This window comes from Paeniglutamicibacter terrestris (assembly GCF_012271785.1).
In the GTDB taxonomy this organism is placed as follows: domain Bacteria; phylum Actinomycetota; class Actinomycetes; order Actinomycetales; family Micrococcaceae; genus Paeniglutamicibacter; species Paeniglutamicibacter terrestris.
Genome location: NZ_JAAWVT010000010.1, coordinates 38,919 through 52,956, shown reverse-complemented (window position 1 = coordinate 52,956; position 14,038 = coordinate 38,919). Strand labels below are relative to the sequence as shown.

The window sequence follows — 14,038 nt, the reverse complement described above, 5'->3', positions numbered from 1 at the left end:
GCCTAGGCTTCCTGGGCCGGAGCGTCGGTCTCGGTGCCGTCTTCGCGGTTGATCTCGAAGAGACCAGCCGGCGGGGTCATCAGGATGTAGCCACCCTCGATGTTTACCTCCGGGACGATGCTCTCCACAAACGGGACGTAGACTTCTTCGCCATCGGTGGTCTTGATGACCAAGAGGTCCTGAACGTTGCCCGTACGCAACGCGGAAACCTTGCCGAGCACGTTCGCTCCGACGCGGGCTTCGAGGTCCACGAGTTCGTGCTCGTACCAGCCCTCACCCTCGTCTTCGACCTCTTCGGTCTCGATGAAGAGCTTGGCGCCACGGACCGTCTCGGCGGCATTGCGGTCCAGCAGCTCGGCAAAGGCCAGCAGGAGAATTTCCTTGTTCCAGCGCGCGCCCTCGACGGTGAGCGTCTTGAACGTGGGGTGTTCAACCTCAAATACTTCACCTGGCGCAAAACGATCCTCGGGTGCATCGGTGAGCACCTGGACGGTCACCTCGCCGCGAATACCGTGGGGCTTGCCAATGCGGGCGACCTGGAGGCGCATGCGTTTTCTCCTTGAATACAAATTGGTGGGGTGTGCCAAGAATGACCGGCACGGGGCGTGTCCTCAAGGGATGGGCATCCCCGCCGGCACTTTCTATTGTCAATCTTACGTGGGGGCGGGCACAGACCTCCCCTTGAAGCGCTGACGGTTGCGTCGCACTTTGGGCGTTAAACCACTTTGGTCCCACAATCCTTGACGGATGGTGGGACCAAAGTTACACAAACGTGTTTGGTGAGGCTGGCTACCGGCGTCGGTCCGTGTCGACTACGTCAACACGAATCGGTTCCTCCGCCAGTGCGGCTACCACGGTGCGCAAAGCCTTAGCGGTGCGACCCTGACGACCAATGACCCGACCGAGATCCTCGGGGTGCACTCGCACCTCAAGGGTGTCACCGCGACGATTCCCCTTCAACGCAACCTGTACGTCTTCGGGGGTGTCTACGATGCCACGAACCAGGTGATCCAGCGCCTCAACGAGCACTGGTTACTCAGCCTCGGTTGCTTCTGCTTCAACCTCGGCAGCAGGCTTTTCGGCCTTCTTGGTGATGGCCTCGGGCAAGATGACCGAGCCCTTCTCCGGGATAACGAAAGCAGGCTTGGCTTCCTTGACGCGCAAGGTGCCTTCCTGGCCTTCGAGGCCCTTGAACTTCTGCCAGTCACCGGTGATCTTCAAGATAGCGGCAACCTGCTCGGTCGGCTGTGCGCCGACAGAGAGCCAGTACTGTGCACGATCGGACTTGACCTCGATGAACGAAGGCTCTTCGGTCGGGTGGTACTTGCCGATTTCTTCAATCGCACGGCCATCGCGCTTGGAGCGCGCATCCATGACGACGATACGGTAGTAAGGGGCGCGCATCTTGCCGAAACGCTTCAGACGAATTTTAACGGCCACGGTAGTGGTCACTCCTGTTTTCTCAACGTGTGCGAAGCTCTGTTTCTGCACCCGTGGGGCGGGCCATACCGCAGATCTTCAAAAGGACAGGATTTAACGCGGAAAGAGGGGCCACATCAAATCGAGTACTTGTCTATTATGCCAGAAAGTTTCGGCTTCCGGAGACCACCGGGGCATCACGTCTGTGGCCGTGTCGTAATCGCCAGCGACACCGGGTCAAAGCAGGTCATTTATTGCTGCGGAAAACGCAGAACTTCCAGCGCCCGAGCCAGGCAGTTAACGGGCGAGTCTTCAACACCGCGCGCCCAACGAATCCATGCGGCGAAATTGACGGTGGAATATGCCACCGACAAGTAGTGCGCCTCTTCTTGCGGCGCCCCACATTGCACGAGGTAATCCTCGACCCGCCCGCGCTGTTCTTCGAAGATCAGTGGTGATTGCGCCATGAGTTCGGCATGTTCGGATATCAAGCGCAGGCGTCCGCGAGTCACCTCGAGGTCTGGCAGTGAATCCACGATGGCAGCGGTGGAGGCCAGCAATCCCACCTCAACTGCAACACCGTTTCGCACCGACTCTTCAAGCACGCGATCCGAAACGTCCGACGCACCCAGGGCGCCTCCCCAGACAATCGCGGCCTTGCTCTCGAAATATCGATAGAGGCTCTTGCGTCCAATCCCGGCTTCGGCAGCAATTTCCGCCATCGACACGGCGTCGTAACCGCGGGTGGCAAAAAGCTCGAGGGCTTGGCGCGCGACAGCTTCGGGATCAATGGTCACGGGGCGTCCTGACGCGCGGAGTGATGGTCGTTGCGTCTGCTCTGGCATATCAACAAGTATGAACCATTGAGTTATGACACAGAGTGTCATAACCTAGGTGTGTCATAAATATTTTTATACGTTAGGGACCACAGCATGAGTACCGAAACCACCTGGCAGGAACAGATCACCCCCGGACGCTTCGCGGGTAAGACCATCATCGTGACGGGCGCCGGCTCGGGTATCGGCCAAGCCACAGCCCTGCGCATCGCCAAAGAGGGCGGAAAAGTCATCGCGGCCGACATCAGCGCCGAACGCCTTGATGCACTGATCAACGAACACCCCACCTTGGATCTGCTACCTGTAGCGGGCGACATCACCAGCGAAGAGGTGGTGGCGAAGGTGATTGCCGCGACGCAAGGTACCGTTCACGGCCTGGCCAACGTCGCTGGCATCATGGACAAGTTTGAACCAATCCACGAAATCCAGGACTCCACCTGGGAACGTGTCTTCAACGTCAATGTCACCTCCATCCTGCGCCTGAGCCGTGCGGTCGTCCCGCTCATGCTCGCGGCGGGCACCGGCTCGGTGGTGAACATCGCTTCGGAGGCAGGGATCCGCGGTTCGGCGGCGGGCGTTGCCTACACCGCCTCAAAGCACGCGGTCGTTGGCATCACCAAAAACTCGGCCGTCATGTACGCCAAGGCCGGCCTACGCTTTAACGCCGTGGCGCCGGGTGCAACGATCACCAATATCGAGGCACCCATGGATTCGGTGCACGCCCAGCAAGTTCTGGGACCCATCATGGGCACCATCATTCCCGCCCCTGTGGCGGCACACGAGCTGGCAGCCTCCATCACGTTCCTGCTCAGCGACGACGGCACCAACCTCAACGGTGTGATCCTGCCTTCGGACGGCGGCTGGTCCGCTATCTGAGCATCACCCGAAATTTCGCGGCCTCACCTCTGCCGGTGACGGCCCACCCATCGTGCGCTGGTTTCGCAGGCCGCAACCAGCGCACCTTGGTATATTCGATTCCTGCTCCTGGCTGAGACCGTCATCCCAGGGATCAAAGAACGATGAACGAGGCACGCATGGCACCGGCAGATCACTGGAAGCGCGCCCAAGCCGGCGACCCCTTTTGGGGCACTCAGCTCGCCGGACAAAACGATCCTCATGTGGCACCCATAAATCAGCTCATTGAGTCCCTGCGCACACACCACGACGGCGTCCGTTTGCCGCTTGCCGCGCCCTGGCACGGTGGGATCAACGCACCGGCCCTCATCGTGCTCAACGACGCGGGAGAACCACGCGAAGAGACCAGCTTCATGTGCATCAGGAACCCGGACCGGGCAGCGGACCGCCAACGCCATCTGATGACAGAATTTGATATCAGCCCGACGGACTTTTGCCACTGGAACGGCTACCCGTGGCCCCGGCTTGATCCAAAACGAGACCTGACACCCGAGCAGGCTCTCGCCGGAGGCCATGCCCTGTTGGAGGTCATGGGACTGATGCGGGATCTGAAGATGCTCTTGCTCCTGGGCCGCAAGGCACAGGACGCAGCGGACGCCGTACTCCCCCAGCTTCAGGCGGAGCACCCCCGGGTGCACATCGTTCGTTCGCTTCACCCGCTCGGTGCCAAGCGCACCGTTGATCGCGAGGAACAAAAACGCGTCTGGGCGGCAATTGCCCAATACCTCCACGCTCCAGCCTCATAAGGTATCGCTAACGGGCACAGCACAGGGGCTAAAAATCGAATCAACCGGTGCCCACTTCACCGGGAAAAACGCAGATTCACGTGACCCCCGCTACCTCAGGGCCCCGGGGCTATCGATTTGCCGTCCAGCCGTGCCATGCTTAGGGCTCCCCTCCCTCGAAATATTCATGAAAGAATTTCATGCCCCGCAAGATGATTGACCCCGATTTCAGGCACTCGCAGGAATCGGAGTTGTGGGCCGAACACGTTGCACCACTTAACTCCCTCGTTGAGGACCTGCGTGCAGCTACACCAGAGAATTCCGGCTCCGTACCCTATTTCGCACCCCTCAACGGCGGTACCGACGCCACCATCCTGTGCCTCATGCCGGCACCCGATGCTGAGCAACGCCCCTCCGAGGGCGAAGACCTCGTCTCCACCGAGGATGACAATGTCGCCTCCGAGGCCCTGACCACGCTGCTGGAAGGCTCGAACATCGACGCCAAGGAGGTGCTCGTCGCACACGCCTACCCCTGGTACCGCAGCGAAGAAGCTTCCGGACGCCTTACCGGCGCAGAAATGACCGCCGGGCTTGAGCCCATGAGCAAAATGCTACGACTGGTGCCCAACCTGCGTGCTGTCATTCTCATGGGAAAGGGTCCGGAAGAATTCTGGGCCAAGATCACCAAAAAGTACCCCCAGGCGATTACCCGCATCACCGCCATCCCCAGCTTCTCGCCGGCCCCGCTCTCATTGAGCGGCACCGCGGCGCAGCGCGAACAGCGCATCGCTCGGCGCTCCGAAGCCATGCGTGAGGCCCGCTCGATCGTCCGCGCACCGCGCGGTCCTATGGGGCCCCGCCGTGAATCGATGGTGCGCGCCGAAGATTTGGGACCGGAGCACCTGAGCCGCGTCATTGAGGTCAGCGATGGCAACCAAACGCTACACGGCCCGTTGCTCAAGGCCTACCAGCCGAGCCCCGAGTGGCGGGTGACCCTGACGGTGGACGTTGCCGGGGCGCGCCGTGCACTGGGCGTCAGCCCCGATACATGGGTCCGCGTTTATCGCGGCGCGGGTATCCGCTAAGGGCTCAGGGTCCCACCCCGAGACAAAAAATGCCTGTTTGGGAAGGATCCTTCCTTCCCAAACAGGCATTTTTCATAAGCTTTGGGTGGTGGCCGATGGTCCTAGCCACGGAGCTTCGCGACTACTTTGAAACCTTGCGCACGGGATCAAGAATGGTTTCCCCGGCCTTCGTACGCTTTTCGGCGCGCTTTTCCTTGATCGACTTCGATGGTTTCTTGGTTTCTGCCTTGCGCGGTGACTTCGACATGTTGTGCCGTCCTAGCCGGGAATGCTCTGCATTCCCACGTTTTAGGGGAAAGTACCCCTACGGCTTCACCATACGCTGTATTCCTATGCGGCGGGCCAGAGCCACCGGAATCCGCTCACGGCTCAAGGCTGCGGCTCATACCGGGGGCAAACTGGTTCCTAATTGGCCAGCCAGACACGCGCCGCCGTAACCAACGCATCGATACCCACGTCCAACGTCGGCTGGATCAGCGGGGCAAAATACGGCGAGTGATTCGAGGGTACGTTCTCCGGCATCCGCCCGGTCGTGGCATAGTCAGCGAACAATTCCGGATCAGCTCCACCCAATAACCAGTACACCAGTGGAACCTTCGCGGCCGTGGCCAGTACTCCCACATCCTCACTGCCCGAAACCGGTCCCGGGTCAATAAGATTGTTGGCGCCAAAACGTGCACTGAGCGCCGCTGCCACTCGCGCAGAGGCCTCGGGCTCATTAAAAGTGATGGGGAAATGATCCTCCAGCGTGATCACCGGTTGACGCGGTGATCCCGATGCCGCGGCTTCGCCGTTGACGACTCGTTCGATGGCTCCAAGAACCGTGGCTCGCACGCCCTCATCGAAGGTGCGCAGGCTCAATCCAAGGGTAGCGTCGGAGGCAATGACGTTGTTCTTGGTGCCGGCATGAAGCTGCCCCACCGTCAGCACCGCCTGATCACTTGACGCAAGTTCCCGAGAAATGATGCCCTGCAGGCGCATGGTGGTAGCAGCGGCTAAAAGCACCGGGTCGACGGTGGTTTCGGGACGCGAACCGTGGCCACCAACACCGTGCAGTGTGATGCTCAGCGAATCGGCTGCGGCCATGGCAACACCGGCATGCAGGCCGAGCCAACCGGCGGGGAAAGGCGCAACGTGTTGGCCCAGGACCACGTCCGGTTGCGGCACCTTCTCATAGAGCCCGTCCGCCACCATCGCCGCAGCTCCACCGCCGGCTTCCTCGGCAGGCTGGAAGAGCGCTATCAACGTCCCGGACCAGGTCGTGACCTCGGCGACCATCTTTTCGACGGCACCGAGCAGACACGTGACATGGACGTCGTGGCCGCAGGCATGCATCACCGGGACGGGCTGGCCGTCGGCGTCGGTACCGATGGCAGCGCTGGCGTAGTCAAGGCCGGTGGCCTCAAGTACCGGCAATCCGTCCATGTCGGCACGCAGCAGGACCGTTGGCCCGCTGCCGTTCTTCAGGACACCAACCACCCCTGTGCCGCCAATGCCACTTTGAACCTCTAGCCCCAGCGCGGTCAGGTGCTCAAGCACCAGTGCTGCGGTGCGATGTTCCTGAAAGGAAAGTTCGGGGTTGGTGTGCAGGTCTCGATATAGGCTTTCGACGTCAATGCTCATTAAACGAGCTTATGCCCGGCGTAGGCGATGCGTAAATAATTAGCGCGTGTCGCTTTGCGAGCCAGATACCTTGAGGTCATTCGACGATTAGCCCGGTTTTTGCGAGGTTCAATCGGCCCGGGGCCGCAACTTCATGGGCATGCTCCCCCGTTCTTCTGGGTTTGTTGGTGCATGAGCGCCCCTGGTACGTGCCCGGGGCGCCACTGCCCGTCATACGGTTCCACTTCACCTCTCGCGACATGAAACACTGGTGATCAGCCCCGGGTCCCCGGAATCTACCCCTATCAGGAGCGAAGAGCCTAGATGAAGGCAGCTGCTCGACACCCCGGATATTCACTGCTGGCTATCTTGCTGGTGGCAGTCGGCATCGGCCCCCTGCTGACCTACGGATTGAGCTCCGTGAGTGAACTGGTCATCACCGAGCTGGCCATTAGCGAGGCCCAATTTGGCCTCATTGCCACTGTCTGCTTCGGAGCCGGAGCCATCGGCAACGCGGTGTTCGGCCGCTTCACCGACAGGCAGCCCGATTCTCGTCTACTGGTCTTGGTCTTTGCCTTAGCTAGCATGGCCCTAGTGCTGGCAATGATTCCCGGCGGCTACGTGTTGCTACTGGTGGCCTCCGGCTGTGCCGGGCTTGCCCAGTCCTTTCCCAATGGGGTGACCAATCGGATCTTGGCCCAACGGGTACCGGCTGACCGACGGATTGGCTGGATTGGGATTAAACAATCCGGGGTGCAGGTGAGCCAGCTGGTCGCCTCCCTGGGTTTCCCGGCGCTGGCGGCCTGGATCGGCTGGCGCGGAGCCAGCGGAGTGGGCGCGGTCGTCGCGATACTACTGGGTGTGATCGCACTGCGAGTACTCAGTGCCGTCCCGCTGCTGCCGCCAACACCCATCTCAGTGGATTCGGCAGCCTCGGGGTTACCGACAGCTGCCCCCACCAGCATCAGGTTCACCATCTGGGCACTGGCAGCCTTCGGCTTCATCAACGGCATGGGCGTACAAGCCACGAACATCTATCTCTCGCTCTATGCGGTGCGTGAACTGAACTTCTCTCTGGTGCTTGGCGGTGCGGCCGCAGCGGTGGCTGGCGCCATCGGTGTGGCGGCACGCGTGGGCTGGGGCCGAATGATGTCCCGTGGCATGGCTGCCCCGCCACTATTATTGCTGCTTGCCACCCTGGCGCTCGCCGGGGCCGGAGTTTTCTTGGCTGCCGGCGCTATCCATTCCGCGGCGCTCTTGTGGCTGGCGGTGGCCATGCACGGCGCATCGGCGCTGGGCGTTTCGGTCGTGCTGATGGCCGCGGTGGTGCGCGGCGTCCCTTCCTCGTCGATGGGCATGGCCTCAGGGATGGTGTCCGCCGGTCAATTCGGCGGATTCACCATTGGCCCGTTGGTCATGGGAACGATTGTTGGCTCACCCGGCGGCTTCACACTGGGCTGGACGGTCGTTGCGGGCATCTACGCGCTCAGCGTGATGCTGGGTCTCTACCTCGTCTTACGCCGACGTCGACGCATCCGGGCGGCCTGAGCCGCTAGGCCTCACACGCCGCGGGCCAACGCCTGCAGCTACTGCTCGAGGGCCGTTGCATGGCTACCGGGTAAGTGGGCACGTTCTCCCTCACGGTCAAAAATCGTCAAGATCTCCACTGGCCCACGATGCGCGCCGATGCGGTGCGGGACCATCGTTGAAAACTCGGCAGCTTGGCCCTCGTGTACCAAAATGGTGCGTTCGCCCAGCAGCAGTGACACGGTTCCCGTCAGCACGGTAAACCACTCGCGACCGGGGTGCACACTCAGTTCACGGTTCTCAAGCGAGCGCTCCGGAGTGATGCGCATCTTGGCCACGGCCCTACCGTCATGGGAATGTTCCCGCGAGAGCAGCCAGGTGGTGATGCCCGGTTGATGTTCGGGTTCGGGTCGAATCACCACGTCCTCGTCCGCGGTTGGTTCCACGAGTTGGTCAAGTGTGGTGCCTAGGGCTTTGGCCAACGGCACGAGTTGGTCCAAGGCAATCCTGCGGTGGCCCGTTTCGATGCGGCTCAACGTCGAGGCACTCAGATAGCAACGCGCCGCTAGCGCGTCCAAAGACCACCCTTTGGCCAGCCGAAGTCCCTTGAGGCGCTGCCGAATTACCGTATCCATGGTCACTTCTTGCGTCATACGCAAAAGTGTATGCCATTTACGCACGACATGCTTATGCTGGAACCATGACTTCACACCACCCACATCAGCACCAGCACCAGCACGCACCGTCGAACCACCAGACACACCCGCATTCAGACGACGCAGCGATGGCGGAAATGCTCGATCGAGATGCCCAAGTACTCAAGGGTCATCTGCAAGAAATCCTTGACTGGACCAAACCCCTAGCCGGCACTCCCGAACGAATACTCGATGTTGGCGCTGGTACCGGAACAGGGACATTTGCTCTGGCACATACCTTCCCGGGGGCCACCGTCACGGCGTTAGATATCTCCGAATACATGCTTGGCCGATTGGCCGCCTCGGTGACTCGTCACGGGCTGGAGGGTCGAGTCACCACACGGCAGGCAGATCTTGACGAATCCTGGCCGGCCCTGGGTGAGCTGGACATGATCTGGGCGGCATCTTCTATGCACCACATGTCAGATGCTTCTCGGACCTTTAGCGACATCTACCAGAGCTTGGCTCCCGATGGTCTATTGGTAGTCGTTGAAATGGACAGCCTGCCACGCTACCTGCCCGACGATCTCGGGTGGGGTGTCCCAGGTCTTGAGCAGCGCTGCCACGATGTAGCAGCGGCGTTGGGTTGGAATGCGCACCCTGACTGGCGCCCAGCCCTCGAACAGGCCGGATTCACTGTAGCCGAGCAGAAAACGTTCAGCTACGAACAATCGGAAAATCAGCAGCTGATCGCCGACGCCGCCCGCTCCTTCCTGTCACGGACGCGTGAGTCCCTCAACGATCATCTCACTACGGACGATCTCAGTGCAGTGGATCAATTATTGGATGAGCGCGCTCCTCACTCACTGGGCAAACGCACCGACCTAATGATGCGCGGCAGCCGAACGGTCTGGGTAGCACGACGAAAATAGCTGGCCAGCGGGGATCAGGTAGTTAAGGCCCCTGGCATCAACGTGGGGTTTAGGCCCCGAAGTTGATCTCCGCGGCACTGGAAACGCTGGCAGTGCGACCGGGTGCACCCTGAAATTGCCAGTAGAGATTGATGTGCGAGATAGCCATCTCCGGAGGTGGAGCACCCCATTCGGTCATATCGCTGGTGGTATGTGCATCGGAAACCAGGGTGACGTCGTACCCGCGCGTGAACGCTCCATGGGCTGTGGATCGGATGCAGGCATCGGATTGTGCGCCACTAACGACCAGCCTGCCCACCCCATTTTTTGACAGCACCGATTCGAGAGCAGTGGCTTCAAAGGCATCACCGTACAACTTGTTGATGATTTCTTCGGACTCCGCCGGCGACAACTCGGGGACGATCTTCCAGCCTTCGCTGTTGAGTACGAGTTCGTCATCCGAATGCTGCACCCAAATGACCGGCACGCCCAACTCTCGGGCCCGGGTCACCAACAACTGGATGTTGCTGATGGTCTCATCGCGGAGGTAGCCGTCGGCGAGCACGTCCGTCTGTGCATCGATGACCAAAAGTGCGGTGTTGAATCGATCGGTAAAGGTGCTCACTGTTAGTCCTTTGCTGACGAGCTTTTGCTTTGCAGAATCTAACCTACGCGTCGGTGACGACGATATGGAATACCTACCCCGAGCATTCTCCATCGTGAAACCGGATCTAAGCATAAAAAATCCCGCACCCGGTTTCACTGCTCGGACAGAACTGCCGAGGTGGAACGGGGTGCGGGATTTGTTAAGCTCACGATCATCCGGTGCGCTCATCCGAGGACGAGACGGCGCCAGACTTGATTAACCTTGCTTTTTCTTCAGCTCTTCAGCTTTCTTTTTGAGAGCCTCGGCAGCTTTCTTCTTCTCCAGCGCAGCCTTCTTTTTAGCCTCTTCAGCCTTCTTCTTGGCTTCTTCGGCTTTCTTCTTTGCCTCGGCCTTAGCTTTCGCTTCGGCCTTAGCCTTTGCTTCGTCAGCCTTCTTTTCAGCAGCGGCTTCCGCCTTGGCTTTGGCCTTGGCCTTGTCACGTGCTTCTTGGCGCGCCTCTTCTCGGGCCTCAGCTGCTGCCTTGGCCCTAGCTTCTGCTGCCTTCTGGGCCCGAATGATCGAGGCCTGTTTTGCAGAGAGGTTGTCCGCGATGTCAGTGGCTCGCTTGACTGCCGCGGTGATCACCGGCTCGTCGGTAGACTTTCGAGCGTCCCAAATGGCCCGACTAACGATATCGCCCGTGGAATCCAGCAAGCGCAGCTCAACGGCCTTGGCCTTGGCCTGATCGATAACTTTGTTCACCTTTTCCAAGGCCTTCTCAACCTCGGAATATGATGATGGTATCTTCGGATCCAGGGCATTCAGCTGAGCCACCGCATCGGCAACGCGGGAAGCGACGGTGCACTTAGCGACCTTGCCGTACAGTCCCTTGGAAGCCTTTTTAGCATTCTGTTCTGCTTTGTTGACCGAATCGTAAAATCGGTCGTTGGGTTCATAGGTGACGGCCACGCCGTAGCCCCCGGCGGCAATCTGAGCGTTGACGAGTTTCCCACCCTTGTAAACCCCGGCAAGTGTTTGCCCTAATGGGTTCAGTCGGTTCACGTCATACTCAAGTTTAATAACGTCCCCGGGGGCGAGCAGGGTCTTGGTAAACGCCGCAGCCTCGGCACCCAGGCATTCGGCCGGCTGCTTCTTTGCCGCCGGAGCGGGTGTGTCGACGTTCGAAAGTCTAATGGTGGTTTCTATGCCAGATACGTTGGCCAAGACGGTGCCACCGTCGATCACACGGACAATCGTATGGACCTGATCCGAGTCCTTCGCCTGCGATGGAGTCTGCGTACAACCCGTGGCAATGAGGCCGAAGGCGAGCACGCTGGCAGCTATCGTGACCAGTCGACCCTGAGCCCCAAAGGCCATTTTTGATTGCGCGAGCAAAGCTATTTCCCAACATAGGTTGAAGGTATGAGCGAACAAGCGAACAGTCTAGCGTCACAACGGCGTCCTTGAACACCCCTCCGACGCAGGAGAAATATAAACATTTCCCCGTACCGGATTCACGGTGACCAACAAGAATCCTCCGTGGTTCCCGTGTGACACCAGCAGTTTTCTTACCTGACGGTAACCAAAAATCAGACATTGAGAAGTGACAACGCAGCCACCTTCATGATGCATTGCACAATGCTTAACGCTCACAACATGATGCTGGTGAACCGTCAGGCCGAAGGTTGACTTCGTATTAAGGGGCGCCGTGACACGTCGTTTTCCCGCCGGGCGGGACCGAATCAGCGAGCCTGACTACGTCGCTGCGGTGGATTTTCTTGACAGTGAATTCTAGGTCGCGCTTTGCGGTATCTTCGCCCCGCTCGGTAGAGCAGTGGAGGAAATTAGTTGGATACGAGAGTTCTGATGTTCAACGCACACATTAACCAGGTTCTGACGCACCGGGCTGGGGCAAATCCACGATGCTTCACGGCGGTGGATCGTGAAGTGAATATCAATGTCGCTCGGGCGTACCTGTTAAACCTGGGCTGGTGCGCGACGCGGTGCTACCTTGAGCGCATGACGCGATTTGTAATCGACCCCTTGGCGTTGCTGGCCTTGACCGATGGTGGAAACGCAGTGGATCCGCTCCATCAACTAGTGGCGCCGAACTCGATCCGTTCGGCTCACCTCGAGCTATTGTTCCAGCGAGTGTGCGCTGGATTGATGAGCGAGGCTCAGGCATTGGAAGCTCACGAGCGTGGCACGGCACTGAAGATTCGCCTCCTAGGCGACAGGGTATCGAGGCGAACCGCCTGGAACATGGCGCAAGAGCAGGGGTGGGAGAGTCTTCACCACGCCGAATATCTGGCCATCACGCGACTCCAAGCTGATGCACTGGTAGCGCTTGATCCGGTATTGATCGCGCATGCCCGCGAACTCGTGGAGGTGGCCCCGTTGGCACTGCTCTACAAAGATTAAGCGAGTACCGAGCGACAATTGAGCAATTTGATGGCGTGAATCCACCGGCTACAGGAACTGCACTCGGCGGAACGCTGAATACAACGGAAATCAAACACCCTTATGTGCAAGGTTTCCAGCTTTGGCCGCCGGGTGCATAACAACGTGGTCCGGTATATCCAGGATATGAACCACCACTGTCCTTCTTTTCTTTCACCGGCGCTCGGTACGTCGTTGGTGGCGCCGCCTGACGACGACGTTCGGCCGCTCGTGCCGCAGCGGCCTCGCGCTCGGCTGCCCGCTGAGCTGCTGCCTTGCGCTCAGCTGCGGCTTTCGCCACCGCGGTGCGTTCGGCTTCCGCTTGGGCAACCGCTATGCGTTCGGCCCTGGCCTGAGCTTCGGCCTTCGCCTGAATTTTGGCCTTTGCTTTGGCCTTGGTCCGAGCTGCCTCCGCAGCCTTTTCCTTTTTGACCTCTACGAGCGCCGCTTGTTTGGCAACGAGTTTGGTTCTAATTGTTGTTGCTCGCTCCATACCGGAATTGATCAACGCGGTATAGCTGACCTTCTTCACCGCCCAGACGGCTGAGGCAGCCACGTCAGAAGAATCCGCGAGTGCCCCGAGAGTCTTGCTCTTGGCTTTGCCCACCGCGATGGCGGCAGTAACAACGGTCAAGGACGAGTCAACATCCGCTGCGGTAGCGGGGACGGTATCGGACAGTGCGCTCAGACCCTCCACCGCAGTGTCTGCCATGGCCGGAACCGTGCACTCAATGTTCGTTGCAAAGAGACCCGCACTGTTCTCTTCAGCTTCTTCTTGGGCAGCCAGCACCTCTGCGTAGAACCGATCATTGGGTTCAAAAAGCACCGCCACCCCGAGCCCGGCGGCGGCGATATCGGCATTTACCAAACTCTTATCCTTATATACGCCGGCAAGCGTGCGCCCATATTGATCTAGGCGGGTGACGTCGTACTCGAGGTTTACCTTGTCACCGGGTCGCAGCAACGACTCGGTGAATGTGGTTGCCTCGTTGCCTAGGCATTGCACGGGCCGATCTGGCGCCTTAGTTTCGGGGGTATCAATGTTCAAGAGTCGAACCGTGGTTTCTTTTCCAGACACAGCGGCCACGACCGTATCGCCGTCAATGACGCGGATGATCGTGGCTTCACCGTCGCTTCCGTCGGCCCGCGGCGGCGCCACCTGGGTACAGGCTGTTGCGGCCAGAGACACGACGGCCAGACATAGAACCATCTTCCCGAAATGGCTCACGGATAGCTGCCCCGAACGCTGCGGCACGCGCATTAATTTCCCCCGATGCAATTCTTCGATCCCCACGTCTTGGAGCCAAGTATAGACACACCTTTCCAACAAGCAGTCAGGCTTTTCGAGACCGGAACGG

General features: G+C 59.7%; 16 protein-coding genes. 6 read left to right on the top strand and 10 right to left on the bottom strand.

All coding sequences use genetic code 11. The features are described 5' to 3' along the window. Positions 1-2: 2 nt before the first annotated feature. The 4 genes from rimM to HED64_RS16675 form a co-directional block, all read right to left on the bottom strand. Positions 3-548 (bottom strand): ribosome maturation factor RimM, encoded by a 546-nt coding sequence (gene rimM, locus HED64_RS16690; protein ID WP_168153115.1) that lies wholly within the window; start codon positions 546-548, stop codon positions 3-5. A 241-nt stretch (positions 549-789) separates the two neighbouring features. Further along, positions 790-1,029 (bottom strand): RNA-binding protein, encoded by a 240-nt coding sequence (locus HED64_RS16685; RefSeq protein ID WP_132357898.1) that lies wholly within the window; start codon positions 1,027-1,029, stop codon positions 790-792. A gap of 3 nt (positions 1,030-1,032) precedes the next feature. Then, positions 1,033-1,440: a 30S ribosomal protein S16 gene (gene rpsP / locus HED64_RS16680; RefSeq protein ID WP_132357900.1), complete on the bottom strand. Its 408-nt coding sequence runs from the start codon at positions 1,438-1,440 to the stop codon at positions 1,033-1,035. 230 nt (positions 1,441-1,670) lie between these two features. Further along, on the bottom strand, positions 1,671-2,216 hold the full coding sequence (locus HED64_RS16675) for a TetR family transcriptional regulator (protein WP_342590756.1): 546 nt from the start codon (positions 2,214-2,216) through the stop codon (positions 1,671-1,673). Between the two features lie 135 nt (positions 2,217-2,351). Here HED64_RS16675 and HED64_RS16670 point away from each other — a divergent pair, with 135 nt between their 5' ends. From HED64_RS16670 to HED64_RS16660, 3 genes are all read left to right on the top strand, one after another. Beyond that, the gene (locus tag HED64_RS16670; RefSeq protein WP_168153113.1) at positions 2,352-3,131 is read left to right on the top strand and encodes an SDR family NAD(P)-dependent oxidoreductase; all 780 of its coding nucleotides are present in this window, start codon (positions 2,352-2,354) and stop codon (positions 3,129-3,131) included. A 143-nt stretch (positions 3,132-3,274) separates the two neighbouring features. Beyond that, a complete protein-coding gene (locus HED64_RS16665; protein WP_168153112.1) occupies positions 3,275-3,916 on the top strand; it encodes a uracil-DNA glycosylase family protein in 642 nt (213 codons plus the stop codon). Positions 3,917-4,095: 179 nt separating this feature from the next. Continuing rightward, complete coding sequence (locus tag HED64_RS16660) at positions 4,096-4,980, top strand: uracil-DNA glycosylase family protein (RefSeq protein ID WP_168153111.1); 885 nt, start codon at positions 4,096-4,098, stop codon at positions 4,978-4,980. Positions 4,981-5,101: 121 nt separating this feature from the next. Here the strand turns inward: HED64_RS16660 and HED64_RS20095 are convergent, their stop codons facing one another. Beyond that, positions 5,102-5,227: a hypothetical protein gene (locus tag HED64_RS20095; protein WP_255556954.1), complete on the bottom strand. Its 126-nt coding sequence runs from the start codon at positions 5,225-5,227 to the stop codon at positions 5,102-5,104. A 158-nt stretch (positions 5,228-5,385) separates the two neighbouring features. Next, complete coding sequence (locus HED64_RS16655; protein ID WP_168153110.1) at positions 5,386-6,603, bottom strand: amidohydrolase; 1,218 nt, start codon at positions 6,601-6,603, stop codon at positions 5,386-5,388. A 303-nt stretch (positions 6,604-6,906) separates the two neighbouring features. Here HED64_RS16655 and HED64_RS16650 point away from each other — a divergent pair, with 303 nt between their 5' ends. Continuing rightward, positions 6,907-8,130 carry an MFS transporter gene (locus tag HED64_RS16650; protein ID WP_168153109.1) on the top strand — a complete coding sequence of 408 codons (1,224 nt, stop codon included), beginning with the start codon at positions 6,907-6,909 and terminating at the stop codon, positions 8,128-8,130. A gap of 38 nt (positions 8,131-8,168) precedes the next feature. Here the strand turns inward: HED64_RS16650 and HED64_RS16645 are convergent, their stop codons facing one another. After that, positions 8,169-8,762 carry a helix-turn-helix domain-containing protein gene (locus HED64_RS16645; RefSeq protein ID WP_168153108.1) on the bottom strand — a complete coding sequence of 198 codons (594 nt, stop codon included), beginning with the start codon at positions 8,760-8,762 and terminating at the stop codon, positions 8,169-8,171. Positions 8,763-8,809: 47 nt separating this feature from the next. On the opposite strand from HED64_RS16645, the gene HED64_RS16640 reads away from it, so the two are divergent. Continuing rightward, entirely contained in the window at positions 8,810-9,676 is an 867-nt protein-coding gene (locus HED64_RS16640) for a class I SAM-dependent methyltransferase (protein ID WP_168153107.1), read from the top strand. 49 nt (positions 9,677-9,725) lie between these two features. Here HED64_RS16640 and HED64_RS16635 read toward each other — a convergent pair whose 3' ends face one another. Further along, on the bottom strand, positions 9,726-10,280 hold the full coding sequence (locus tag HED64_RS16635) for a cysteine hydrolase family protein (protein ID WP_168153106.1): 555 nt from the start codon (positions 10,278-10,280) through the stop codon (positions 9,726-9,728). A gap of 237 nt (positions 10,281-10,517) precedes the next feature. Beyond that, entirely contained in the window at positions 10,518-11,636 is a 1,119-nt protein-coding gene (locus tag HED64_RS16630) for a thermonuclease family protein (RefSeq protein ID WP_168153105.1), read from the bottom strand. A 552-nt stretch (positions 11,637-12,188) separates the two neighbouring features. On the opposite strand from HED64_RS16630, the gene HED64_RS16625 reads away from it, so the two are divergent. Continuing rightward, positions 12,189-12,662, top strand: coding sequence for a hypothetical protein (locus HED64_RS16625; protein ID WP_342590755.1), 474 nt, complete (start codon positions 12,189-12,191; stop codon positions 12,660-12,662). 100 nt (positions 12,663-12,762) lie between these two features. Here HED64_RS16625 and HED64_RS16620 read toward each other — a convergent pair whose 3' ends face one another. Beyond that, positions 12,763-13,908, bottom strand: a complete 1,146-nt coding sequence (locus tag HED64_RS16620; RefSeq protein ID WP_168153104.1) for a thermonuclease family protein — start codon at positions 13,906-13,908, stop codon at positions 12,763-12,765. Between the last annotated feature and the right edge of the window lie 130 nt (positions 13,909-14,038).

Excerpts from the sequence above, each read along its gene's own strand:
- rimM (WP_168153115.1), bottom strand. The coding sequence starts at position 548 with ATGCGCCTCCAGGTCGCCCGCATTGGCAAGCCCCACGGTATTCGCGGC.
- HED64_RS16670 (WP_168153113.1), top strand. The coding sequence starts at position 2,352 with ATGAGTACCGAAACCACCTGGCAGGAACAGATCACCCCCGGACGCTTC.
- HED64_RS16665 (WP_168153112.1), top strand. The coding sequence starts at position 3,275 with ATGAACGAGGCACGCATGGCACCGGCAGATCACTGGAAGCGCGCCCAA.
- HED64_RS16660 (WP_168153111.1), top strand. The coding sequence starts at position 4,096 with ATGCCCCGCAAGATGATTGACCCCGATTTCAGGCACTCGCAGGAATCG.
- HED64_RS20095 (WP_255556954.1), bottom strand. The coding sequence starts at position 5,227 with ATGTCGAAGTCACCGCGCAAGGCAGAAACCAAGAAACCATCGAAGTCG.
- HED64_RS16655 (WP_168153110.1), bottom strand. The coding sequence starts at position 6,603 with ATGAGCATTGACGTCGAAAGCCTATATCGAGACCTGCACACCAACCCC.
- HED64_RS16650 (WP_168153109.1), top strand. The coding sequence starts at position 6,907 with ATGAAGGCAGCTGCTCGACACCCCGGATATTCACTGCTGGCTATCTTG.
- HED64_RS16645 (WP_168153108.1), bottom strand. The coding sequence starts at position 8,762 with ATGACGCAAGAAGTGACCATGGATACGGTAATTCGGCAGCGCCTCAAG.
- HED64_RS16640 (WP_168153107.1), top strand. The coding sequence starts at position 8,810 with ATGACTTCACACCACCCACATCAGCACCAGCACCAGCACGCACCGTCG.